Here is a 22,753-nt window from a genome sequence, read left to right on the forward strand (position 1 = left end):
AATTCCTGATTGCAAGACACGGAAAAGCGTATCCGTTGTGCAAATTTTATAGTAATGGAAACATGATCCCGAAAAGTGTGAAACGGTTTTCGGATAAGATCATGTTCAAGCAAAAGACCATGATCCCGAAAAGTGTGGGGGCGGGTTTCGGGCAAGATCATGCATGGATAGAGAGCATCATGAACTGGGACGATATTCGCATATTCCTCGCTGTTGCCCGCTCTGGCCAGATTTTGGGCGCGGCCAAAAGGCTCGGCCTGAACCACACCACGGTTGCCCGGCGGCTGACCGCGCTTGAAACGGCTCTGTCCACCACGCTTTTGACCCGCCGCACCAATGGCTCGACGCTGACACAGGCTGGCGAGGAGTTTCTGCTTGCCGCCGAGCGCATGGAAGCCGAAATGCTTTCTGCCCGCTCGCATGTCGGCAATGCGGATATTGCGGTATCCGGCACGGTGCGCATCGGCGCACCGGACGGGTTCGGCGTGAATTTCCTGGCGCCCCGGCTGGCGCGGCTGACACAGAAATATCCAGACCTGACCATCCAGCTTGTTCCAGTGCCGCGCTCGTTTTCGTTGTCACGACGCGAAGCCGATATCGCGATTACGGTCGAACGTCCGGAACAAGGCAGGCTGATTGCGCGCAGACTCGTCGATTATACGCTCGGTCTCTATGCGCATCGCAGCTATCTGGAAGCGAACGGCACGCCGGAAAACACTGACGAACTCGCCCGGCACCGGCTGATCGGCTATGTCGAGGATCTCGTCATCAACCCGTCGCTGGCCTATGCGCCGGAAATCAGCCGCGATTGGAAACCGGCCTTCGAAGTGTCGAGCGCGCTTGGACAGGTTGAGGCTGTGCGGGCTGGTGCCGGTATCGGCATATTGCACGCCTTCATCGCTCGCGCCGATCCCGATCTCGTACTCATTTTGCCGGATCGGGTTATCCGCCGTGCCTATTGGCTCGCCTATCATGAATCCGCCCGGACGCTCAGGCGCGTCACCGCCATATCGGCCCTGATTTCCGAACTGGTGGAAAGCGAAAAATCGCTTTTCAGCTAAATCAATTGAGCCGCATATAGGCGACCATGACGCCGACAATCATCGCAGCCGGAACGAACAAGGCGTCAAGGCCGATGAAATAGTGGCCGAGACCGCCGCCGACGGCGCCTAGCATCAGGGACAGCCAGACCGCCACATGCTGCATCCAGCGCCATTTCGGCGTCTCACCACGCAACGAACAGGCAAGGTCGGCGGCAGCATTGAAGAGCGTTCCGGTCACATAGGTCACGCCGAGACGCGCAGCCCCGATAGGCTGCACCGCAGCATTCTGCGCGCCCATGGCTGCGGCAAGCAGCAGCACCGGCTGGACCAGCAATGCACCCTCGCGCCGCAGCACGCCGACCAGCAGCAGGATCGCCACCACGCTCGCCATCACATAGAGACTGCCCCAGCGTCCGTAGGCCCGCACTGCAAGCGTGCCGAAGAAGGCGCCGGAAAAGAACAGCACGATCAGGATCGCGGGAAACCAGACCAGGACCAGACCCTGCGGGCCGGGCTGTCCGGCCAGCGCCGTGCCAAGCTGCGTGGTGTTGCCGCTCATGAAGGATGCGAAGAAACCGCCCAGTTGCAGGAAAGCAATCGCATCGACGAAACCGGCTGATGCAGTGAGAACAAGACCGAGCGAAAGTTTGGAATTCGGTGTCATGGGATTGAACTTGGGAATGCAGAAACCCGGCTTGCGGGAAGCCGGGCCTGTTCAGAAGAATATTTACAAGTCAGGCGCGTTTGACGATGCGCAGGATAATCAGGAGGATGGCCGCGCCGATAAAGGCGTTGACGATCGAGGCAATCATCCCTCCACCAACGGAAAATCCGAGACGCGGCAGCAACCAGCCTGCAAAGAATGCGCCGATCACGCCGACGATGATATTGCCGATCAGTCCGAAACCGCCACCCTGCACGACCTTGCCCGCCAGCCAACCGGCGATAAGACCGACGAAAAGAAATACGAGAAGACTTCCAACATCCATGCGTTTTTCTCCCTCTCAAAACGCAACCGTCCGGTGCGCCTGAAGCGAGTTGACTATATGTTGAGCGACGGCACAAGGGGGTGCCAGCGCCTCCCCCGTTAAATCAGGCTACCAGATGCCGGAAAGCAGCGACGACTTCCTCGTAGACCTTGCGCTTGAAGGGAACGATCAGTTCCGGCAGCTCGACCATCGGCTTCCATTCCCAGCGGTCGAACTCGGCGGTGTGTCCGCCGGGCGGCGGATTGATGGCGATTTCGCTCTCGTCGCCCTCGAAACGATAGGCAAACCACTTCTGCGTCTGGCCGCGATACTTGCCCTTGAGCGCCTGGCCGACCAGATGCCGCGGCAGGTCGTAATTGATCCAGTCCGACGCTTCTTCGAGCAGTGATACCGACTTCATGCCGGTTTCCTCGTAAAGTTCGCGGATAGCGGCCTCAAGCGGCTCCTCGCCCTTATCGATACCGCCCTGCGGCATCTGCCAGAGCTGGGTCGCGCCGTCCATCTCGTCGCCGGGAATGACGATACGACGGCCAGCCCAGACCAGACCGGTCTTGTTGAGCACCATAAGTCCGACACAGGGGCGGTAAGGCAAGCTTTCAGGATCGACAGGACCTTTGTGCTTCGACATGACATTCTCCATGATATGCAAACTTATAGCATTTCCAGCAAAAGTGCGAAGCGGTTTTGTGTAGGATAATGCGTAAAAACAAAGAGATAGAGTATTTCCAACGATTCAGTTCAAACTGGAAATACTCTACTGCCGTTCAGGATCGCGGACCAGCGCCGAAACCGGCACGATTTCAATGCCGCGCTTCTTGACCTCATTGGCCCATTCGGAAACGGCATCGACGGTCACCGCAAAGGCCGAGCCGGTGCCGATGGCGCTGCCGTTGGCGCGCGCGGTCCGCTCCAGCTCATCGAGACGATCGAGGATCGCGCCGCGCTCCTGCGCTGCATCGATCAGAATATCTGTCGCCGCGAAAGGCACCGCATCGCTTCCCGCAATCCGGTCGGCCTGGCTGCGCGCCGAGGTGCCGTCATCGAGATAATAAAGGCCGCGCTTTCCGATCTCGCCCAGCACCGGCGAAAAGGCTTCCGTCTCGGATGTAAAACGCGCGCCCATATAATTCATCACACCGGCATAGTTCGTCATCCGCGAAAGCGCCCACAGCAAGGAAGCCTGATTCTTGCCAGCTCCATCATCCACCGTCAGCGTATTGCGACCGGGGTTGACGCGCGGATAGTCGAAAGGCTCCATCGGCAATTGCAGCACAAGTTCATGACCGTTTTGCCGGGCCGCCTGCATCCAGCGCTGCAAACTGTTGCCCTGCGGCGCAAATCCGAGCGTGACTTCCGGCGGAAGCTTGTCGACCGCCTCCATGCTGCCAGTCTGTGACAGCCCAAGTCCACCGATGACAAGTGCAATCCGCGCGCCGCGCGCGCCAGACCATCCCGCCGCATAGGCATCCATCGGGCGCCGACCGTCTGCCCCGCGCATCGGCAGCGGGCCGGTGGGGCTTTGCTCGACCAGCGCCTGTTCCGGCAGATGGGCGACACGCTTATCCTGCCCGGATTGATGCGTATTCTGCACCACGACCACATTGCCTTCCGCCATGCCGGTGGTGGCACCTGGCATACCGGGTGGCATGTCCGGCGTGACCTTGATGATAGCAGGCCCCGGCTGTCCGCTTGCCCCGCGCAGCGCACTGCCGGGCGGCGGCGTATTGCCGGTTACAGGCTTCGCTTCAGTCTTGTTGGCGACTGGCGCTTCAACTTGCGTCGGTTCCGCGGCCGCGGTTTCGGTTTTGCGAAAAGCCGCCTGATTGCTCTGCCAGATGGCGAACACGGCGCCACCGGCGAGACAAAGTCCGCCTAAAATGACGAGGCCTGTCATGAACGAACGAAAAGCGCGGGAGCGTGAGCCCCCGCGCTTTTGCGGTTTCTTATCCAGTCCTAACGGGCTGTTCAGATCCAGCATGGAGCGATCAGTTCAACACGCCCTTCTTCGGGTCCGGCGGGAATGCGGCATTGGCCACCTCGCCACGCAGGAGCTTGAAGGCTTCGTTGAGCTGGATATCATCCTTCGGATCAGCCGGCACATAAGCTGACGAACCGGAGCCATTGTCATCTTCGGCATTGCCCTTGATGTGGCCCTTGAGTTCGGATTCCCCGCGAACGACGTCCTCACCCTTCAGTTCAGGCGGCAAAGGCTGGTCGACCTTGATATCAGGCGTGATGCCCTTGCCCTGGATCGACTTGCCGGATGGCGTGTAATAAAGCGCCGTCGTCAGACGCAGCGAACCGTTTTCGCCAAGCGGAATGATCGTCTGCACCGAACCCTTGCCGAAGGACTGCGTGCCGAGCACAGTGGCGCGGCGATGATCCTGAAGCGCACCGGCAACGATTTCCGACGCGCTGGCCGAACCGCCATTGATCAGAACGATAACCGGCTTGCCATCGGCCAGGTCACCCTTGCGCGCATCGAAGCGGGTCACATCCTGCGGATCGCGGCCACGGGTCGAGACGACTTCACCCTTGTCGAGGAAGGCATCGGAGACGGCCACAGCCTGATCGAGCAGACCGCCCGGATTGAGGCGAAGATCCAGCACAAAGCCCTTGAGCTTGTCGGCAGGAATCTTGTCCTGAATATCCTTGATCGCCTTCTTGAGGTCTTCGGATGTCTGTTCGGTGAACGAGATGACGCGCAGATAACCGATGTCATTCTCGACGCGATAGCGAACGGCCTTCACCTTGATGACGGCGCGCGCGATCTTCAGAGTGATCGGCTTGTCGACGCCCTGGCGCTGGATGGTCAGTTCGATAGGCGAACCGATTTCACCGCGCATCTTGTCGACCGCATCGGTCAGCGTCAGCCCGCGAACTTCCTGCCCGTCGATCTTGGTGATGAGATCGCCTGCAAGCACGCCAGCCTTGGAAGCAGGTGTATCGTCAATCGGCGCAATGACCTTCACGAGATCGTTGTCCATCGTCACTTCGATGCCGAGACCGCCAAACTCACCCTTGGTCTGCACGCGCATGTCCTGCGCGGCTTCCGGGTTAAGATAGGAGGAATGGGGATCGAGCGAGGTCAACATGCCGTTGATCGCGCTTTCGGTCAGCTTCTTGTCGTCCGGCGGCGTCACATATTGCGCGCGCACCCGTTCGAAAATATCGCCGAAAAGAGCCAGTTCCTTGTAGACATCGCTATCTTTCCCTGCCGCAAAAGCAGTGGAAGCCGGCGCGCCCTGGACCATCACCATGGCTGACGCCCCCAGAAGGGCCCCGGCGAACAGCAGCGATAGTTTACGTATCATTTTCACGTCCTTCCAGAAAGCCGTTCGGTCCACCACGGGGCGGGATCGACGGGTTTTCCATCCTTTCGAAATTCAATGTAAAGCAATGGCGCGCCATTGCCCACCTCTATCGGCGCAACACTTGCCAGAAGTTTTTCTCCCATTGCGCCGACCGGCTCTCCTGCAAGTACAAATTGGCCTTGCGATACGTCGATTCGACCCATGCCTGCCATGACGACATGATATCCATTGCCCGCGTCGAGTATCAAGAGCTGCCCGTAAGAACGAAATGTGCCTGCGTAAAGTATCACGCCATCGGAAGGTGACGTAATCGTGGCAGAAGGCAAGGTTTCGACAACCTGCCCCATCATGCTGCCGCCGACGCCATCCTTGTCGCCGAAGCGCCGCATTGTCTTGCCAGCCGCAGGCAGGGCAAGCTTGCCCTGCAGCGAGGCAAAATCGACATGGGCTCGCAGATGCGTATCGTCCGGCGTCGATTCCCCGGCCTTTTCCCTTGCTGCAGCAAGGCGATCCGCCTCGGCCTTGCGAGCCGCTTCAGCTGCATCGCGCACGCCTGCCATCTGCTTGTCGAGCCCGTCGATAAGATCTTTCAGGCTGCCTGCCTTGGCCGCCAGTTCTTCCGAACGTGCGCGCTGCGCGTCGATTTCCTGTTCCGATTGCGACTGCAGTTTCTTCTTCTCCTCAAGAAGAAGTGATTGCCGTTTCTGCTCTTCAGCCTGAACCGTGCGCGTCGTCTTCAGCTTTTCCTGTTCTTCGGTGATAGAAGCGGTGACCCGCTGCATATCCTTCAGGTCGCCGGTCAGTTCTTCCACTTGGCTGCGCATTTCAGGCACGACAGCGCCCAGAAGCACGGCGCTGCGCACTGAAGCCAGAGCATCGTCCGGCCGCACCAGAATGGCGGGCGGCGGGTTCAGCCCCATGCGCTGCAAGGCGGCCAGCACCTCCGCCAACACGCCGCGCCGTGTGCGCAACGACGAGCGAATGCCGTCTTCCTGCTCGCGCAGCGAAACCAGCTTATCGGCAATGTCGGCAATATCCTGCTGCAGCTTTTTGTCGGTCTTGGCCGACTGGATCAACGCTGCGGTAATGGTGGCCTGATCTTTCTTGAGCCCGGCCACCTCGTCTTCAAGCTGTTTCAGCTTGTCGCCGGTGACGGTGAGTTCGCTACTCAGCTTTTCATATTCGCTTGCCGCCTGATCGCGCTGTTGCTGCAAGGCTTCCTGCGCAAGAGCCGACGGCGCGCAGGCGAACACGCCAGCCAAAACGAGGCCAGCCTGCGCGAAAGCAAGCAGTCGTGGTCTTTTGAAAAGGCGTACAGGACTCATGCGTGTTCTATCAGGACGAAACAAGGCCAAATTCAGAGCCGAAACTAGCCCGAACCCGTTAACGAACCATCAACCATAATCATGGAGCGGGTGCCAGTTGTTATTGGTCGAGGTTATGATAAAGAGGAATCCCGGCTTTACTTCCAAAAGGAACTCCCATGCCGGAATTTTCCATCCTCATGCTCTTTGCCGCCGCCTCGCTGGTGCTGACCGCTACGCCGGGGCCGGACATGCTTCTCATCGCCTCCCGCAGTGTCAGTCAGGGGCGGTCTGCTGGCTTTCAAACCTATGCGGGCATCGCAGCCGGTACCTACTGCCACGCCATTGCCGCTGGGCTTGGCCTGTCAAAACTGTTTCTGTCCGTGCCCATTGCCTATGAAATCGTTCGGTGGGCTGGCTGCGCCTATCTGCTCTATCTGGCCTATAAGACAATCCGGTCAAAAGGCGCCAAGGTCTCCTCATTGGCACCGTTGCAAAAACTGTCAGGCAAAAGGATTTTTACCGAAGGTCTCGCGACAAATCTGCTCAACCCCAAAATGGCGCTGTTCGTTCTGGCGCTTTTTCCGCAGTTCGTTGATCCCGCCGGCAAGTCGGTGCTCCTTCAAATGATCCTGCTGGCAACCGTCCTGAACATAATCGGCTTTCTGGTCAACGGAACCGTCATTGTTGCGGGAAGCCATGTTCGTGACCGCCTCTCCGCGATGAACCGGCTTCCCCGACTACCACAATTCCTTCTTGCATCCGTTTTCACCGGACTGGCCTGCCGTCTCGCGCTTGGAAACCGGAATTAGAGCACGTCCTACGAAAGAGGGAACCGGTTTCGAGATAAAGACATGCGCAAAAACAAACAGATAGAGCATTTCCTGCACAAAGTATGAAATGCCCTTGCAGGAAATCAATCCATTGGACTGATTTCCTGCCTAAACTGAAGATGTGAAGCGGCTTCAGCGTCGCTTGGTCGCTTCACGAATCGATCAAACCGAGTTCTGCTTTTCTGCGCCGCATCATTTCGCGCATTGATGTCGTGCGAAGGGTCGCCTTTTCGTCGAGCTTTTCGGTCTTTTCCCAGATGCCGTAGTGCTGCCGGAAATAGTCGATCACCAGCAGATCCGCATGCACGCGGTCCTGCCGGTGCGCGACATGGTTCAGAAGAGCACTCACCCCGCTCGCCTTGCCTTCGGCACGGCGGCAGTTTTGGCCGATCACCCAGATCGGAATCCCGCGTCTTTCAAGATGGCCGGAAATCCAGGGATCGTCCACGGTCCACATGATGTCGGGAATATCGTAGAACAGTTCGTCGAACCATTCCGGATGGACGAGAACCCCGGCAAAACCGGAAATCTGGTCGGCATAGCCGGGCATGCTGCGGTCCGGCTTGTGCAGAAACAGGGAAGCAACGCGCTTCATTCTGTATTTATAGTCCTTGGGCTTCCAGCGGCTGCGTGGAAGCCGGTCGGCGGGCCTGCCCGCATCGGCAATATCAGGAAATGTTTCCCCGACCTCGATAATGCAATGGCCCGGTTTGCGCGCGGCTTCCGCTTTGAAACGCTGGTGCCAATTGGCGTCGTAAATCTTGTCGTCGTCGCAGAACAGAATATCCACGTCCCGCCCCTTGAGATCGCGGGCGGCTGGCAAAACCTTGGTCGCAGGTCCGAGATCTTCCTCGCAGCGGACAATTGTGATACCGGCAGGCACTTCGGGCAGGCGTCCATCCCAATCGGGAAACCGCCTGTACTTGTGCGGTATATAAAGGCGGATTTCCTCGGCTTTCAGTCTTTGCGACAGAAGCGACAAAAGAGTCGGCTTCAAAAGATCAAAACGCGGCGGAATGGTCGATAGCGTTATAACGGTAGGCCTGTTCAATTTTCCCCCAAGCACATTAGTTTATTCTAATAAAACAATGCATTATGCCCAATCAAATGCATTTCATGCCGGGAGCAATCCTAAGATTTCAACCTATTGTCAAGGCAATGAACAACGTTACGAACGGTGATCGAGCGAACCGGCACACCGGATAGTCTCCAGCCACTCCATGAGCGTGCGCCGGATCGCAACTTCCGATGCCTCGGAACGCGTGAAAGCCCACCAGATATGCGCGCCCTGCCAGATACTTGCCATCTGCCAGCCGAGACGTTCGGCTTTTGTCGTGTCGCCGGAAAGCCGCCGCCCGAGCGCATCTGCCAGATAAAGGCCCCATGCCGCTCCCCGTGCCCGCAAGACCGGGTTTCGAATGTCTTCACGCAGAAGAAGAAGCCCATCTGTGGCGTTATATTCCGCAGTATCACAGGGCATCAGCGCCATCAGCAGATCGACTGCACCTTGCGGCGTGCGTGCAGCGTTTTCATCGGCTGTGCGCGTTGCCGCATCGAGCAGATCCCACGCTCGCAACAGCACCGCCTCAAGCATGGATTGACTGTTGCCATAACGCTGGACGAGCGTTGCAGCGGAAAGCCCGGCGGCCTTTGCAGCCCGCGCAAAGGTAAGCCCATCAGGGCCTGCTTCAGCCACAATAGCCATCAATCGGTCGAGTACTGCCTCATCGGGCACGGATTTGGTTCTTGCCATGGGCAATATATAAACGTATATTCATTTATAAATCAACAGGAGCGTATATTATGGCAAGGATTGTCGGCTACATCGCCGTCAGTCTCGACGGATTTATTGCCGCCGAGAACGGAAGCCTCGACTGGCTGTTCAAATATGACGGTGGAGACATGGGGGAGCACGATTACCGCACCTTCATCAAAGGAATACGTACTGTTGTGATGGGCAGGGGGAACCTATGACTTCATCGCCGAAAGCGATGCACCCTGGGCCTATGGCGATCAGAGAACCATTGTTGTCACATCAAAGCCGATCAAGAAACCGAAAGGGCCGCTCGAAATACGTCAGGACGTGGATGCGCTGATCACCGAATTGCGGGCATTCGACGATGGCGATGTCTGGATGCTGGGCGGCGGGCAATTGCAAATGGCATTTCTGGAACGCGGCGCGCTGGATGAAATCGAAATCTACCTCATCCCCGAACTCATCGGCGGGGGCGTACCGCTGTTTCCGGCCACCGGCTTCAGGGCAAGCCCCGTCCTCCTCAGCGCCAAGACGCTGGGACGCGGCTGCGTACGCCTGCATTACACATTTCACGAACGATGATAGGGATGGCCCGCCAGAATGGTGGCGGCGCGATAGAGCTGTTCGGCAATCAGGATGCGGGCGATCTGATGCGGCCAGGTCAATTCGCCCAGCGCCAGAACCAGGTCGGCGCGTGATCGCAATGCCGGATCGTGGCCGTCCGGCCCACCGATCGCGACGATGAGCTGGCGCTTGCCGTCGTCACGCATCCGCCCGATGCGATCCGCAAAAGCTTCCGATCCGAGCGCCTTGCCGCGCTCGTCCAGCAGGATCAGGGCAGCGCCCCCGGAACTGGCATTGTCGAGAGCTTCATGGATGCGCCCTGCCTCTTCGGCCTTGCGCAACTCTGCCGTCTGGCCCCGGCTTTCGGGAATTTCGCTCACACCGGCGAATTCAAGCCCCAATGGTGGTCCAGCTTTCGAAAATCGGTCGAAATAACGCTCGACCAACTCCCGTTCGGGGCCGGCTTTCATCCGGCCCACGGCAAAAACACTCACACGCATGACGCTCTCAATTCATCGAATTAGTGCACTAACCCCGGCGCACGTTCGGTATCGAACGCGTCGAAACCCTCGTCGAGCCAGATCTTCTCGAGATTGTAGAAGTCACGGACTTCCGGTCGGAAGACATGGACGATGATATCGCCGGTGTCGATGAGAACCCAGTCGCCACTCTCGAGACCTTCGACCCGTATATCCTTGCAGCCTGCTTCACGCAGGGCCTGCAGGAGATGGTCGGCAACCGCCGTCACATGGCGATGCGAACGGCCCGACGCGACGATCATATAATCGCCGATCGTTGATCTTCCGCGAATGTCGATGGGGATGATGGATTCCGCCTTGGAGTTTTCGAGACTGGCCAAGGCCGCGTCGAAGGTCTGGGACACGAGATTGGACTCGTCCATCCTGACCGTTGAAGGCGCGTGATGAGCCTTCTTCTCAATTGCTGTTCTCAGTGTATTCCCTTTCTCAGCAGAACAACGCAGTGTGGCAGTTATAAGCACCACACTCCCTAAAATAGGCAGAGTCCCTGTTTTGTTTCAAGAGTATCGGCTTTTCTTGCCCGTTCACTTTTTCAGTTTATTCGCCGGTTTTGCATATATCTTGTCGAAATCGTCACGAAAACATCAAGATCAAGTACGGGATTTACGAATGGCGCTGGAGGAAAGCGACGAACGCGGTCCATGGATGAAGGTCCAGGCCGGAGGCGTGCGCCGCGCCAGCATCGGCGCATATTGTTCATCCACGCGGCTGTCGGAGAAAGTCTGCGCCATGCGTGACGACAGATAGGCCAGCGTTGAACCCGGTCGATCGATGACCGCAATCGGAAAATTCTGCGCAATCTCGCGCCAGCGCTGCCAGCGGTGGAAGGAGGCAAGATTGTCCGCGCCTATCACCCAGACAAAATGGACGCCGGGATTGGCATCACGAATGAGCGCCAGCGTATCCGCCGTATAGCGCACATTGAAGGCTGCTTCGAGCGCCGTCACCTTGATGCGCGGGTCGGATGCAATTTCCTCGCTCAGCTTCAACCGGTCGGCAAGCGGCGCCAGTTCGCGACTATCCTTCAGCGGGTTGCCGGGCGTCACCATCCACCAGAGCTGGTCGAGCTTCAGCCGCCGGATGGCAATTTCCGCCACCAGCGCATGCCCGCCATGCGGCGGGTTGAACGAGCCGCCGAACAGCCCGACCGCCATGCCCTTTTCGACATAAGGCATGCGCAGATAATGTGCATCGACACCGGGATATTGCTCCTTCAATGCGGAAAGCCCGAAGCCGAATTTCATCAGGGGATGATCCCGAAAAGTGGGAACCGCCTACGTGGGGAAATCAGTCCGCTGGACTGATTTCTGCTCCCGCTTCGATCGAATAAGATCATGCCAAATCTAACCACGAATCTGCCCGTCACCGCGCACACGATATTTGAACGAGGTGAGCTGCTCCACGCCGACCGGCCCACGCGCATGCATCTTGCCGGTGGCAATGCCGATTTCCGCCCCCATGCCGAATTCGCCGCCATCGGCAAACTGCGTCGAGGCATTGTGCAGAAGGATGGCTGAGTCGATCTCGTTGAAGAAGCGTGCAACCGCTTCCGCATCTTGCGCCACAACCGCTTCCGTATGGTGCGAGGAATAGCGGTTGATGTGTTCAATTGCGCCCGCAATACCGTCAACCAGCGCAACGGAAATGATCGCATCGAGATATTCGGTCGACCAGTCCTCTTCAGCGGCAGGTTTTGCCGCCGGATAGAATGCCAGGACCTCCGCGCTCCCGCGAATTTCACAGCCTTTGGCGGACAAATCTTCGAGGACCGGCGCCAGATGGGTCGCGGCAACAGCGCGATCCACCAGAAGCGTTTCCGCCGCGCCGCAAATGCCGGTGCGCCGCATCTTGGCATCGACTGCAATCTTGCGGGCCATGTCCAGATCGGCGGATTTGTCGATATAAAGATGGCAGATGCCTTCCAGATGCGCGAAGACCGGCACCCGCGCTTCCGACTGAACACGCGCAACAAGGCTTTTACCGCCGCGCGGCACGATCACGTCAATCGCACCGTTCAGACCTTTCAGCATTTCGCCAACAGCGGCACGGTCGGTCACCGGCACGATCTGGATCGCATCGGCAGGCAGGTTGGCTGCTTCAAGCCCCGCGACCAGTGCTCTATGAATGGCAGCCGACGAATGCGCGGAATCCGAGCCGCCGCGCAGAATGACGGCATTGCCAGCCTTCAGGCACAGCGCACCGGCATCCGCAGTCACATTGGGACGGCTTTCATAAATGACGCCGATCACACCGAGCGGCGTGCGCACGCGCTCGATATGGAGGCCATTCGGACGATCCCATTCGGCAATCACTTCACCTACCGGATCAGGCAGGGCGGCGATGGCGCGAATACCGTCAGCAATTGCATTGATCCGGCCATCATCAAGCGTCAGCCGATCAACGAAATAGGCTGCCATGCCGTTCTTTTCCGCATTAGCCAGGTCAAGCCTGTTGGCTTCAAGAATGTCGCCACGCGCCTCAAGCATCGCATCGGCGGCGGCAATCAGCGCCTTGTTCTTCTGTTCAGTGGTGGCAATGGCAAGAGGGGCTGCGGCAGCGCGTGCCTTGCGGCCCACTTCCGCCATCACTGCAGCAATGTCGTTTGCCGTTTCTGCCTTGGTCAGCATCCCATCTCCCCTATGCGACTTCCGTATTGCTGGCAGCGCGCACAACCAGATCATTGCGATGGATCATCGCCGCGCGCGCATCATAGCCAAGAATCTCACTGATCTCATCGCTTTTATGGCCTGCGATCTTGCGCGCGTCTTCGGCATCGTAAGCGATCAGTCCGCGCGCGATTTCGCGCCCGTCCTCGTTCATCACAGCAACCGTATCGCCGCGCTCGAACTGGCCGTCGATTTCCTTCACACCCGCAGGCAAAAGCGACTTGCCGGATTTCAGCGCTTTGGCCGCACCGGCATCCACCGTCAAACGGCCAGCCGGCTCGAGATTGCCGGAAATCCAGGTTTTCCAGGCATTGACCGGCGCACGCGCCGGTTCAAACAGCGTTGCGCGCTCCCCGCGATCGATTGCCGAAAGCGGGCCAAAACGTGTACCCGATGTGATAATCATCGCGGTTCCTGCCGCATTGGCGATCTTGCCTGCGTCGAGTTTGGTCTTCATGCCGCCGCGCGACAGTTCCGACGCTGCCGCTCCGGCCATGGCCTCGATCTGCGGGGTGATGGTTTCGACCAGCGGCAGAAACGCGGCATCCGGGTTCTTGTGCGGCGGAGCCGTATAAAGCCCGTCGATATCCGACAGCAGGACCAGCAGGTCCGCGCCCATCATGGTCGCCACACGTGCGGCCAGACGATCATTGTCACCATAGCGGATTTCGGTGGTCGCCACCGTATCGTTCTCATTGATAACCGGCACAGCCTTCAGCTTCAACAGCGTCTCGATGGTCGCGCGCGCATTGAGATAGCGGCGGCGCTCCTCGGTATCGGAAAGCGTGACGAGAATCTGGCCTGAACGGATGGAATGACCGCCGAGCACATCGGCATAGGCCTTGGCGAGCGCGATCTGGCCTGCGGCGGCAGCCGCCTGACTTTCCTCAAGCTTAAGCGCCTTCTTTGGCAGTCCCAGAACCGTGCGTCCGAGCGCGATTGCGCCTGATGAGACCACCAGCACTTCGACGCCTGCGTGATGAAGAGCGGCAATATCCTGCCCGAGGCTTTCCAGCCAGTCGCGCTTCAGCCCGGTTGCGCGATCCACCAGAAGGGCGGACCCGATTTTGACAACGATGCGGCGATAGTCTTTCAGTTTCTTCAGCATGCTTCATTCCCCTCGCCGCACCCAAAGCGCATCCCGAAAAGTGTGAAACGGCTTTCGGACAAGATGCGCGCCCAAATAAAATCCGACGCTTACTCTTCGGCTTCCGCCGTACCGGCCTCTGCGGCGCGGCTCTGATCAATGACGCTTGCAAGCTGGCGCAGAGCATCGTTCAAACCTTCATGGCTCACAGCCGAAAGCAGCAGCGGCTCACGCCCGCATGCCTTTTTCAGCGCCTTGACCTTGGCCTTGCGTGCTTCCGGGTCGAGCGTATCGATCTGCGACAACGCCACGATTTCCGGCTTGTCGGCCAGACCATGCTCATAGGCTTCCAGCTCGCCGCGAATGACCTTGTAAGCCTTTGCTACATCCTCTTCCTGCGCGGAAACCAGATGCAGCAGAACGCGCGTGCGCTCGACATGACCGAGGAAACGGTCGCCAAGGCCGACGCCTTCGCTCGCCCCTTCGATCAAGCCCGGAATATCGGCGATAACGAATTCGCGGCCATCCACACGCGCAACGCCCAGATTGGGATGCAGCGTGGTGAATGGATAATCGGCAATCTTCGGCTTGGCAGCTGTCACGCTTGCAAGGAAGGTCGATTTTCCGGCATTGGGCAGACCGACCAGACCGGCATCGGCTATCAGCTTCAGGCGCAGCCAGATGGTGCGTTCGATGCCGTCCTGTCCGGGATTGGCGCGGCGCGGCGCGCGATTGGTCGAGGTCGTGAAATGCAGATTCCCGAAGCCGCCATTGCCGCCCTTGGCCAGCCGGTAGCGCTGGCCGATTTCGGTAATGTCGCAGATCAGCGTTTCGTCGTCTTCCTCGAAAATCTGCGTGCCGACCGGCACCTTGAGAATAACGTCGTCGCCCTTGCCGCCTGTCATGTTGCGGCCCATGCCATGCATGCCGGTCTTCGCCCGGAAATGCTGCTGATAGCGATAGTCGATCAGCGTATTGAGACCATTTACAGCCTCCACCCAGACATCGCCGCCGCGTCCGCCGTCACCGCCGTCAGGACCGCCGAATTCGAGAAATTTCTCGCGGCGGAATGAAACCGCCCCCGCACCGCCATTGCCGGAGCGGATGTAGATCTTTGCCTGATCGAGAAACTTCATCTGAACGTAACCTTCTTGGATGCCCGCACTCTGGCAGGCTTTTGGGCGGCAGGCGCCCTGAATATCGTTACATGCGGGCGTGTGCCCGCATGTGGTGTGTTGCAATTACAGCAAAAGCGGCCTCCTGCAAACAGTCGAGGAGGCCAGATTTCATCCGAGTTTGTCTTTCCAGACCGGATCGGTGAAATCGATATAGATCAATTCCTGATCCAGATACTGGCCCTGCACATAAAGTGACTTGGGTTCGACACCGTAAGTCTTGAAACCCAGTGCATAATAGACGCGCTTGGCGGCTTCATTCGTGGCCACCACCTTGGCATCCAGAACGAGGACATGCTTTGCAGCATGATCAATGACCTTGCTGACGAGAGCTTTGCCGAGTTCCAGCCCGCGTGCTTCGGGAGCCACATAGACACCCCAGAGCGTTCCGCGATGGCGCTCGGACTTGCGATCGTGGCGGAAAAGGCCAGCCGTTCCCAGCAGGTTTTCACCGTCGAAGGCACCGAAAACCACATTACCGTCCACCTGCTCCAGACGACGTGCGAACACGCTGTCTGAATAGGCATTTTCTTCTTCGAAACTCGAACCGAAGGCCATTGGCGCACGCTGCAAAGCGCTTAATCTTATAGCCCGATAGCGATGCAGATCGCCCTTTTCGAGCGCACGCATCACGATCTTCTCGCGGGCGATTGCATGAGTATCCATCATTTCATTCCCCGTTTTTATTGGTCCTGCGGCCTACCCGATAAGGTTTGGCACGCAGGACCCTTATTTATGACTGCCAGCTTCTCAGCCCGATCCAGGTGCGACGATCAAGGACGTAGCGTTCGACCGGCACGTTGCCTGCGGCAAGCGAATCCGCCATGCCCATGCTGCTGAACTGGAACCCGCACTTGTGGATCACCCGGCGCGAGCCGCCATTGCTGGCCCGGCACGAGACATGAAGCCGCTCGATGGCGGTTGCGCGGAAAGCCAGATCAATCAGGGCATGAGCGGCCTCGGTGGCAAAGCCGTGCCCCCAATAGGGCTCGCCCAGCCAGTAACCGATTTCCAGCCCCTCGCCGTGCTTGTGCGCATGGATGCCGCAGCACCCCATAAAGATGCCGGTTTCCGCTTGCGTGATGGCGTAGATGCAATTGCCCATCTCGCCTTTTCGCACGCGCTCGACAAAATCGACGGCATTTTCACGCGTGTATGGATGCGGCATACGAGCAAGCATATCAGAGACGCGGGCGTTGTTGGCAAGATAGGAAATCGCATCCACGTCTTCGACATGCGGCGGGCGCAGGACCAGCCTTTCAGTGACGAGGACAGGACAGTCTAATTCGTAAGCCAGATCGGGGCTCAGATCAGAAGCCATCTTATCGACCCGGCCGGGCGACAGATCGGTGTAACTGTCTCTTCTTTCACTACTGCTTGCGTCGTAACAATCTTCTTCCAGAACTTCGACAACCATTTTTCGTACCTCCAGAGCGTTTCATTTTTACGCGCATCTCATCCGAAAACCGCTTCGCACTTTTCGGGACGCGCTCAAATGCAAAAAGGGAAGATGGTGGTCCCATCTTCCCTTCGATCTTTTGGCTAGGCTGCCATATACACCGGGTCCAATGGGACGCCGGTGGTTTTAAGAGGCCCGGCTTACTCTGCTGCTTCCGCGATCGGGTCTACCGATACGTACGTGCGGCCGTTGGCTTTCGTACGGAAAGATACGGAACCGTTCGTGGTTGCAAAAATCGTGTGGTCCTTGCCGAGGCCAACATTGGCGCCCGGATGCCACTTCGTGCCGCGTTGGCGCACGATGATGTTGCCGGCGAGCACAGCTTCGCCGCCGAACTTCTTCACGCCAAGGCGTTTGGATTCTGAATCGCGACCGTTACGCGAGGAACCGCCAGCTTTTTTGTGTGCCATTGGTGTTCTCCTTTAATCTCTCTACTTACTCAGCCGTTGCGGCCTTGGCTGCAGCCTTCTTAGGCGCTGCCTTCTTCGGCTTTGCGGCTTCGCCTTCAGCGGCGTCTGCCTTCGGAGCCTTCTTCTCGGCGGCCTTCTTGGATGGCTTTGCGCCGTCGGTGAGGATCTCCGAGATACGGATGGTCGTCAGTTCCTGACGATGGCCGCGGGTGCGCTTCGAGTTCTGACGGCGACGCTTCTTGAACGCGATGACCTTGCGGGCACGGCCCTGTTCGACGACTTCGGCGGTGACGAGAGCACCGGCGACGGTCGGGGCGCCAATGGTCGAGCCGACCATCAGGACTTCTGCGAATTCTACGATGTCACCGGCTTCGCCAGCAACTTTTTCGACCTTGATGAGGTCGTTTGCGGCAACGCGATACTGCTTGCCACCGGTCTTGATGACTGCGAACATTTGTTGTCCTTTCGGTTGTTCGGTCCGGCTCTCATTTCCACGACATTGGCGTCGAAGTGATGGGCCGTCTTTTTATCAGTCGGTTGATGAGCGGGCTTTTGGCCCCTGATCGCAGTCCGGAAAAGCCCGAAATCTGCAATCAAAACAATAGGCGCGGATTACCCCACGCCTAAGGTCTGGTGCTTATAGGTGTGAAGCGGCAGAAAAGTCAAGAATTTTCACGAGGGAATGCAAATTAGCTCTTGTCTAATCGGCGCTGGCCCGTTATTGAGCCGCTGCACGCTCGGCATTCGCTATTGATGCTCGTTACTGTGCGATTCTTCAAGGGTCGTTTTACAGTGCTGCATAACGCGGAGAGGTGGCTGAGTGGTTGAAAGCACCGCACTCGAAATGCGGCATGGGGGCAACTCCATCGGGGGTTCGAATCCCTCCCTCTCCGCCATTTGCTTCATCGGAATCAAATATTTATGCGCAATAGAGCTTATTCATTGGGTTTCACTTGCGCAGCTTAGCGGTTACCTCCAACCAAGGGCCACATTTGCGGCACTTCCAGAGATTCTACTCATATCGTTTGATAGGTTGAGAAGCTCCTTTCAGTTCCGCTAACGCCAACGTTATCAGTTCTTCCCATGCTTGGCTCAGCGAATTGGTTTGCCGATTCAACTCGCTGATTCTGCCCATTACTCTATCATACACGTCCTGCGGCACCCAGCCCTCTCCGGCAACGCGCCAAGTCATCCAACCACGGCCATCCGAGGTGTAGAGATTGAACAGGTCATGTAGAAATTGTTCAGCATCGTGACAAAGCTGTTCGTAGCGCGCTTGGATATTCTTATTGTGGAACGGGAAGATATCGTCGTTGCGATACTGCACGAGTTGTCGGATGCCATCGTAGTCGGTATCTCGAATAGAAGTCTCAATAGCGTGCTCGCGTAAAATGTAGGCTTGATGCCGGTCTACGAGCTTAAGTAGCGAGTTCAACTTATTTACATCATCGATCATCATACTGTCGCGCGTGCTGTTGTCATTAGAGAAATCTGCAAGCTCGATGCTGAACCACGTCACGAGTGATCCAATCAAGAGGATTACGCCCGCGATATTCAGATTATCAAAGTCAATCGGCCACTGCACCCAGATGAGGGACCCCATCACTGCCAAGCAAGAACCAATTCGTGCCAGCTTACTCGGATGTTCAGGGATTACGTGCATGTAAAATAACTCCTGCTAGACTTGTGGACCTCATCCCAGTTCAACACTTCCAAAACCGCACGGGATTTTGAACATGCTTCAATTCTGGATTCGTAATCTGCTTCCCCCGGTTTCCTACATACAGTTCCCAAACACTTTCCGGTGCTTCTTTGCCAATAAATCCAAATCGATGCCCCTCAGCATCTGAGGCGTGTGGCACATCTGAGAAATTTTCAAGCGTCGCGGGTAGCCAAATCTCAGGCGAGAACACTCCAACGGCCACACCTCGGACGACTGCAACTACGTAAGTGGCATTCTCCGCCCGATTCTTATTGATGCGCCAGCAGTATCGGGTGAGATCATACATCGCTTTTCGATTGAAACGCTCCTCAAGCTTGTTGATGCAAATAAGGACCAAGCTTTCTGTAGGTTCAGTCGGGAACTCAGGAAGACTGTATTTGTCGATTAATTCGATGTGGTTCATCGGACCACGATCAGTGCTTGCATGACCACCTTGAATGTTGGTTAATCCGGGATAAGCATCGATCAGAGCCGCTTCTACTTCGAATATCGCTTCGTCGGGAATTTCGTGCCTGTGAATGACGTGGGTGACCGAAAGACCGGCATTCTTGATTGCCCGAATACGATCCAGCTTTGCGCCAAGGATTTGATCACCGTCGCCGTCGCCAGCGGCAACGCCTGCAGCATGGTCAAACACACGGTTACCTTTTCCTTTTCCGACATAAAACGTCTCGCCGTTGCGCGGATCGATTAGTCGATAGACATAATTGCCAAGCTTCTCGCAAACTTCTTCAGAAAAACGCATCATTACATCTCAGTTCAAAGTGATGACTTTGGCAGGCGCGAACGTCTCGTATCGTTTGACACCCGTGACCAGCCCCTTCCCGAAGGTCGGTGACCCCACAGCTCCTTTTAGCCAACATTCCTTTTTCGGCTTAATGTAAGTGAAAGCTACGCACTGACTGTTATCGATACAGGCAAGGCGACACGCGAGAGGGTTTTTTGCTGCCGCGTGAGGCCGACGCGATAAATCCCCACCGGGCAGATCGATATCATCGAAAAGCGCCTTGGCCGGATCAATCATGCCAAGAGAAAATGGGGCAGGATCAGAATCGGCTCCGCTAAGGAAACGGCCAGAGAACGCCACGCTGTTTCCATCGGCTCGCCCCTCGCTTGCTTTCAAGAAACAATTCGGTCCTTTTTTGATCCTCGGATTGGTATTGAACGTAAACGCCTTACACTGCCCATTCAGTGCGAGACAGCTTTTGGCACACGCCGCAGCATCATCGACGCGAATAGTCGATATATCCTCGCCGAAGAGATCCAGTCCTGTATACAGAGCGATTCTGTTCGGGCGCTTGGTGAATTCTTCTAACGGTGAGAGCTTCGCTACAGATTCGGTTTCTACGGTGGGCTGCGAAGCCGGAGCCGTGATTGAAGCACCAGTTACAGGTCTCTCAGTTTCCTTTACATTCTCATCTTTTTCAGGAGGAACAACACTTGCCTCCGGTGTATTAACTACTGCTTGCTCCTTACCGGACCGATTGAGCTTGTATCGTTCAATTTCTTCCTGACTGAATACATGCATGTCGTCAGGCCGCGTCTTGAACATGACCTGCATAACTTCCGGCGGAGTGTCAAACCTGCTTAGCACTTCAATTATGTCGGAGATCGCCAATTGAGCGCCCACGAGGTCCGGTGAATCGGAGGATATCTGATGAACACCGAGCGCACCGTCTACCTTTCGTTCCTTGCCAGCCAAGAAAATATAGGAACATGCGGAATAGCATTTGCTTGTTTTTGGGATGTAAGTCGTCAAACCCTGTTGATTGATATCGTCAGCAATCAACAGCCCGGCTTGGACATTGCCACCACCGCTATTTAGTGTGATTAACTTCGCTTGTGGTGCTGCACGAAGGGCTCTACGAAAATCTAAAGCCGTGCCCTGTTCAACAAGACCATTCATCGCAATGACGTCTGGCTTGGCGTCATCAATAGAAAACGGCCCAAATGTCTTTTCTGCGGCCCAGACTGTTGTGCTCGTCATGGCCGAAAACAACCAGAAAATGCCCGCAAGGGCGTAACAGAACGACTTACGCATAACCCCACCCCAATACCTGAGCTATGTAACAACAGGCGCGCCAAGCTGACAAGGACGCTTTTTGTTCTGGCCGCATCCCAAACCGAGACAAACAACCGTGCCGGAATAATCCTTGGCTCCCCAGCTGGGGCATCCTACGCGTGATTTTCGAAAACAATCGGAGATCACATGGCAACAATCCGCAAACTCAGAGGGCGCTGGCAAGCACAGGTCCGCAGACGTGGGATGAAACCACGCTGCAAATCATTTGATAGCAAGACCGAAGCTGAGAAGTGGGCGCGTGAGCTGGAGAGCCAGGTCGACAAGTTTGGTGCTGCACCTGATACTCGCATCCTTGAAAGCACGACGCTCGGCGCGTTGATGAAGCGATACGCCGAAGAAGTGTCGCCTTCAAAACGCGGAGCCACTCAAGAAATTCAGCGCCTCGGCGTGATTCAGCGACATAATCTCGCTTACCGGACGCTGGTCGGCTTGTCGCAGCAAGATATTGCATCGTTCCGCGACGAACGCCTGAAAACCGTCAAGCCTGCGACGGCTGTTCGAGAGCTTGCGATCCTGAGCCACGTTCTTGACGTCGCCATGCGCGACTGGGGCTATCCCCTCGCCCAGAATGTCGTGAAGATGGTGCGCCGTCCGACGATTAACAATAGCCGGTCGCGTCGCCTGACTGCTTCAGAGGAACAACGCATTCTCGACGCCTGTGGCGATGGCAAAGTGGAGTGCTTCCGAACGCTGGTCGTTCTGGCAATCGAGACCGGGATGCGCCGTGGCGAGATTCTTGGCTTGAAATGGACGGACATCTCACATAACCGGCGCGTGATTTCCTTGGCGCTGACCAAAAACGGCACCAGCCGCGAGGTTCCCCTGTCTCAGCGAGCATATGAAGCGCTTATGATGCTGAAGCAGAATGGGAACATAGATCAATCTACGCCTTTTGCGATGACCACGTCCGCCTTCGAGCAGACATGGCGCCGTGTTCTGAAGCGCGCCAATGTCCGCGACCTAAAATTCCACGACCTACGCCACGAAGCCGTCAGTCGCTTCTTTGAGCTTGGTCTGAACATCATCGAGGTCAGCACGATTAGCGGGCATAAGGAGTTATCCATGCTGAAACGCTACACACATCTGAACGCCGAAAGCCTCGTTTCGCGCTTGGGGTGATGCCTCTTCGGTGTCACCGACTTGCGCAACCTTTACATTTTGCCTTGCGGGACGCTGATTGTGTCAAGTTCCGACGCTGGACAACGCCGAAGATACATATCCTTGGTTGTATTTTGACAAGATTCAAGACCGCAATCGTTGCGGAAACCTGACGAAACTTGCGCTAACTTTACGTTAACTTGACAAACAATCAGGGATTTCAACCTTTTCAGCCGAACTGTCAACTTTCCGAAACCCGCATGGGTTGTATCTTTACGCTTGCAATCCCATCCAGGTAGATTGATCTACGTTACCACCCGATACTGCGTGTCCACCGGAAGCGGACGCACCCACCGAGCAAGACGGACCCTTTGCGGACCAACGCCGAAAACATATCCGCAACGTCCTCGGCACATGACCACCGCATAACAATTCGCAGCACGACAGCATGAGATAATTGGACCGCGGCGTCATCGTCGAACTGAGAAAATTGGTTGTTCTGGTGATCGTTCGCCAACACCCGGACGATATTTCGGAACGCGCCGTCCTTTTGTTCGCGACCATCGGCTGGTCTGGAGCCTCCTGTCCTGTCATGCCAGCCATCGCCGGTTGAACGGAGTGCGGCACAGCCACAAGAGCGATGTCCTAGAAAAACGCAAGCCTCGCGATAGGGATGCCTTCCGTCGCGGCAGCGATCCGGCCCTTGGAAC

The 22,753-nt window shown here is 56.9% G+C and carries 25 protein-coding genes, 1 tRNA gene and 1 pseudogene; 6 read left to right on the forward strand and 21 right to left on the reverse strand.

The genetic code is table 11. The features are described 5' to 3' along the window. Positions 1-179 precede the first annotated feature (179 nt). Positions 180-1,061: a LysR family transcriptional regulator gene (locus tag MKS82_RS12180; protein WP_109988978.1), complete on the forward strand. Its 882-nt coding sequence runs from the start codon at positions 180-182 to the stop codon at positions 1,059-1,061. Between the two features lies 1 nt (position 1,062). On the opposite strand, the gene MKS82_RS12185 is transcribed toward MKS82_RS12180, so the two are convergent. The 6 genes from MKS82_RS12185 to MKS82_RS12210 form a co-directional block, all read right to left on the reverse strand. Next, entirely contained in the window at positions 1,063-1,707 is a 645-nt protein-coding gene (locus MKS82_RS12185; protein WP_109988951.1) for a YoaK family protein, read from the reverse strand. Positions 1,708-1,777: 70 nt separating this feature from the next. Beyond that, the gene (locus MKS82_RS12190) at positions 1,778-2,032 is read right to left on the reverse strand and encodes a GlsB/YeaQ/YmgE family stress response membrane protein (RefSeq protein WP_012091232.1); all 255 of its coding nucleotides are present in this window, start codon (positions 2,030-2,032) and stop codon (positions 1,778-1,780) included. A 103-nt stretch (positions 2,033-2,135) separates the two neighbouring features. Continuing rightward, positions 2,136-2,660 (reverse strand): RNA pyrophosphohydrolase, encoded by a 525-nt coding sequence (locus MKS82_RS12195; protein ID WP_109988950.1) that lies wholly within the window; start codon positions 2,658-2,660, stop codon positions 2,136-2,138. Between the two features lie 126 nt (positions 2,661-2,786). Beyond that, on the reverse strand, positions 2,787-4,010 hold the full coding sequence (locus MKS82_RS12200) for a divergent polysaccharide deacetylase family protein (protein WP_109988949.1): 1,224 nt from the start codon (positions 4,008-4,010) through the stop codon (positions 2,787-2,789). A gap of 7 nt (positions 4,011-4,017) precedes the next feature. After that, complete coding sequence (locus tag MKS82_RS12205) at positions 4,018-5,346, reverse strand: S41 family peptidase (RefSeq protein ID WP_109988948.1); 1,329 nt, start codon at positions 5,344-5,346, stop codon at positions 4,018-4,020. A gap of 2 nt (positions 5,347-5,348) precedes the next feature. Then, on the reverse strand, positions 5,349-6,671 hold the full coding sequence (locus MKS82_RS12210; RefSeq protein ID WP_109988947.1) for a murein hydrolase activator EnvC family protein: 1,323 nt from the start codon (positions 6,669-6,671) through the stop codon (positions 5,349-5,351). Positions 6,672-6,829: 158 nt separating this feature from the next. On the opposite strand from MKS82_RS12210, the gene MKS82_RS12215 reads away from it, so the two are divergent. After that, the gene (locus tag MKS82_RS12215; RefSeq protein WP_109988946.1) at positions 6,830-7,462 is read left to right on the forward strand and encodes a LysE family translocator; all 633 of its coding nucleotides are present in this window, start codon (positions 6,830-6,832) and stop codon (positions 7,460-7,462) included. A 172-nt stretch (positions 7,463-7,634) separates the two neighbouring features. On the opposite strand, the gene MKS82_RS12220 is transcribed toward MKS82_RS12215, so the two are convergent. Further along, positions 7,635-8,534 carry a hypothetical protein gene (locus MKS82_RS12220; protein ID WP_109988945.1) on the reverse strand — a complete coding sequence of 300 codons (900 nt, stop codon included), beginning with the start codon at positions 8,532-8,534 and terminating at the stop codon, positions 7,635-7,637. Between the two features lie 117 nt (positions 8,535-8,651). Continuing rightward, positions 8,652-9,236 (reverse strand): TetR family transcriptional regulator, encoded by a 585-nt coding sequence (locus MKS82_RS12225; protein WP_109988944.1) that lies wholly within the window; start codon positions 9,234-9,236, stop codon positions 8,652-8,654. Between the two features lie 50 nt (positions 9,237-9,286). Here MKS82_RS12225 and MKS82_RS12230 point away from each other — a divergent pair. Further along, positions 9,287-9,821 (forward strand): annotated as a pseudogene (locus tag MKS82_RS12230) (dihydrofolate reductase family protein). Here the strand turns inward: MKS82_RS12230 and rlmH are convergent. From rlmH to rplU, 10 genes are all read right to left on the reverse strand, one after another. Continuing rightward, a complete protein-coding gene (gene rlmH, locus MKS82_RS12235) occupies positions 9,809-10,303 on the reverse strand; it encodes a 23S rRNA (pseudouridine(1915)-N(3))-methyltransferase RlmH (RefSeq protein WP_109988943.1) in 495 nt (164 codons plus the stop codon). The pseudogene MKS82_RS12230 and the gene rlmH overlap by 13 nt on opposite strands. A gap of 20 nt (positions 10,304-10,323) precedes the next feature. After that, entirely contained in the window at positions 10,324-10,704 is a 381-nt protein-coding gene (gene rsfS / locus MKS82_RS12240) for a ribosome silencing factor (RefSeq protein ID WP_010661513.1), read from the reverse strand. 228 nt (positions 10,705-10,932) lie between these two features. Beyond that, the gene (locus MKS82_RS12245; protein ID WP_240578886.1) at positions 10,933-11,586 is read right to left on the reverse strand and encodes a nicotinate-nucleotide adenylyltransferase; all 654 of its coding nucleotides are present in this window, start codon (positions 11,584-11,586) and stop codon (positions 10,933-10,935) included. A 99-nt stretch (positions 11,587-11,685) separates the two neighbouring features. After that, the gene (locus MKS82_RS12250) at positions 11,686-12,969 is read right to left on the reverse strand and encodes a glutamate-5-semialdehyde dehydrogenase (protein ID WP_240578887.1); all 1,284 of its coding nucleotides are present in this window, start codon (positions 12,967-12,969) and stop codon (positions 11,686-11,688) included. Between the two features lie 10 nt (positions 12,970-12,979). Continuing rightward, positions 12,980-14,116: a glutamate 5-kinase gene (proB, locus tag MKS82_RS12255; RefSeq protein ID WP_109988940.1), complete on the reverse strand. Its 1,137-nt coding sequence runs from the start codon at positions 14,114-14,116 to the stop codon at positions 12,980-12,982. 89 nt (positions 14,117-14,205) lie between these two features. Continuing rightward, a complete protein-coding gene (obgE, locus tag MKS82_RS12260) occupies positions 14,206-15,231 on the reverse strand; it encodes a GTPase ObgE (protein ID WP_176038586.1) in 1,026 nt (341 codons plus the stop codon). A 150-nt stretch (positions 15,232-15,381) separates the two neighbouring features. Then, entirely contained in the window at positions 15,382-15,939 is a 558-nt protein-coding gene (locus MKS82_RS12265; protein ID WP_109988938.1) for a GNAT family N-acetyltransferase, read from the reverse strand. Between the two features lie 64 nt (positions 15,940-16,003). After that, the gene (locus tag MKS82_RS12270; RefSeq protein WP_109988937.1) at positions 16,004-16,687 is read right to left on the reverse strand and encodes a GNAT family N-acetyltransferase; all 684 of its coding nucleotides are present in this window, start codon (positions 16,685-16,687) and stop codon (positions 16,004-16,006) included. A 182-nt stretch (positions 16,688-16,869) separates the two neighbouring features. Continuing rightward, complete coding sequence (gene rpmA, locus MKS82_RS12275; RefSeq protein ID WP_010661520.1) at positions 16,870-17,139, reverse strand: 50S ribosomal protein L27; 270 nt, start codon at positions 17,137-17,139, stop codon at positions 16,870-16,872. Between the two features lie 25 nt (positions 17,140-17,164). After that, positions 17,165-17,593 (reverse strand): 50S ribosomal protein L21, encoded by a 429-nt coding sequence (gene rplU / locus MKS82_RS12280; protein WP_104757429.1) that lies wholly within the window; start codon positions 17,591-17,593, stop codon positions 17,165-17,167. Between the two features lie 352 nt (positions 17,594-17,945). Here rplU and MKS82_RS12285 point away from each other — a divergent pair. Further along, positions 17,946-18,035: transfer RNA gene (locus tag MKS82_RS12285), tRNA-Ser, on the forward strand. A 116-nt stretch (positions 18,036-18,151) separates the two neighbouring features. On the opposite strand, the gene MKS82_RS12290 is transcribed toward MKS82_RS12285, so the two are convergent. From MKS82_RS12290 to MKS82_RS12300, 3 genes are read right to left on the reverse strand one after another with little or no spacing between them, the layout of a single operon-like run. Beyond that, on the reverse strand, positions 18,152-18,802 hold the full coding sequence (locus MKS82_RS12290) for a hypothetical protein (protein WP_240578888.1): 651 nt from the start codon (positions 18,800-18,802) through the stop codon (positions 18,152-18,154). 40 nt (positions 18,803-18,842) lie between these two features. Next, positions 18,843-19,610 carry an LEM-3-like GIY-YIG domain-containing protein gene (locus MKS82_RS12295; protein WP_240578889.1) on the reverse strand — a complete coding sequence of 256 codons (768 nt, stop codon included), beginning with the start codon at positions 19,608-19,610 and terminating at the stop codon, positions 18,843-18,845. Positions 19,611-19,616: 6 nt separating this feature from the next. Then, the gene (locus MKS82_RS12300) at positions 19,617-20,903 is read right to left on the reverse strand and encodes a PAN domain-containing protein (RefSeq protein ID WP_240578890.1); all 1,287 of its coding nucleotides are present in this window, start codon (positions 20,901-20,903) and stop codon (positions 19,617-19,619) included. 168 nt (positions 20,904-21,071) lie between these two features. Between MKS82_RS12300 and MKS82_RS12305 the strand changes: the two genes are divergently transcribed. Together MKS82_RS12305 and MKS82_RS12310 are read left to right on the forward strand one after the other, a co-directional pair. After that, positions 21,072-22,064: a site-specific integrase gene (locus MKS82_RS12305; protein WP_240578891.1), complete on the forward strand. Its 993-nt coding sequence runs from the start codon at positions 21,072-21,074 to the stop codon at positions 22,062-22,064. Positions 22,065-22,500: 436 nt separating this feature from the next. After that, positions 22,501-22,656 (forward strand): hypothetical protein, encoded by a 156-nt coding sequence (locus MKS82_RS12310; RefSeq protein ID WP_240578892.1) that lies wholly within the window; start codon positions 22,501-22,503, stop codon positions 22,654-22,656. Positions 22,657-22,753: the final 97 nt, after the last annotated feature.

This window comes from Ochrobactrum sp. A-1, assembly GCF_022488005.1.
In the GTDB taxonomy this organism is placed as follows: domain Bacteria; phylum Pseudomonadota; class Alphaproteobacteria; order Rhizobiales; family Rhizobiaceae; genus Brucella.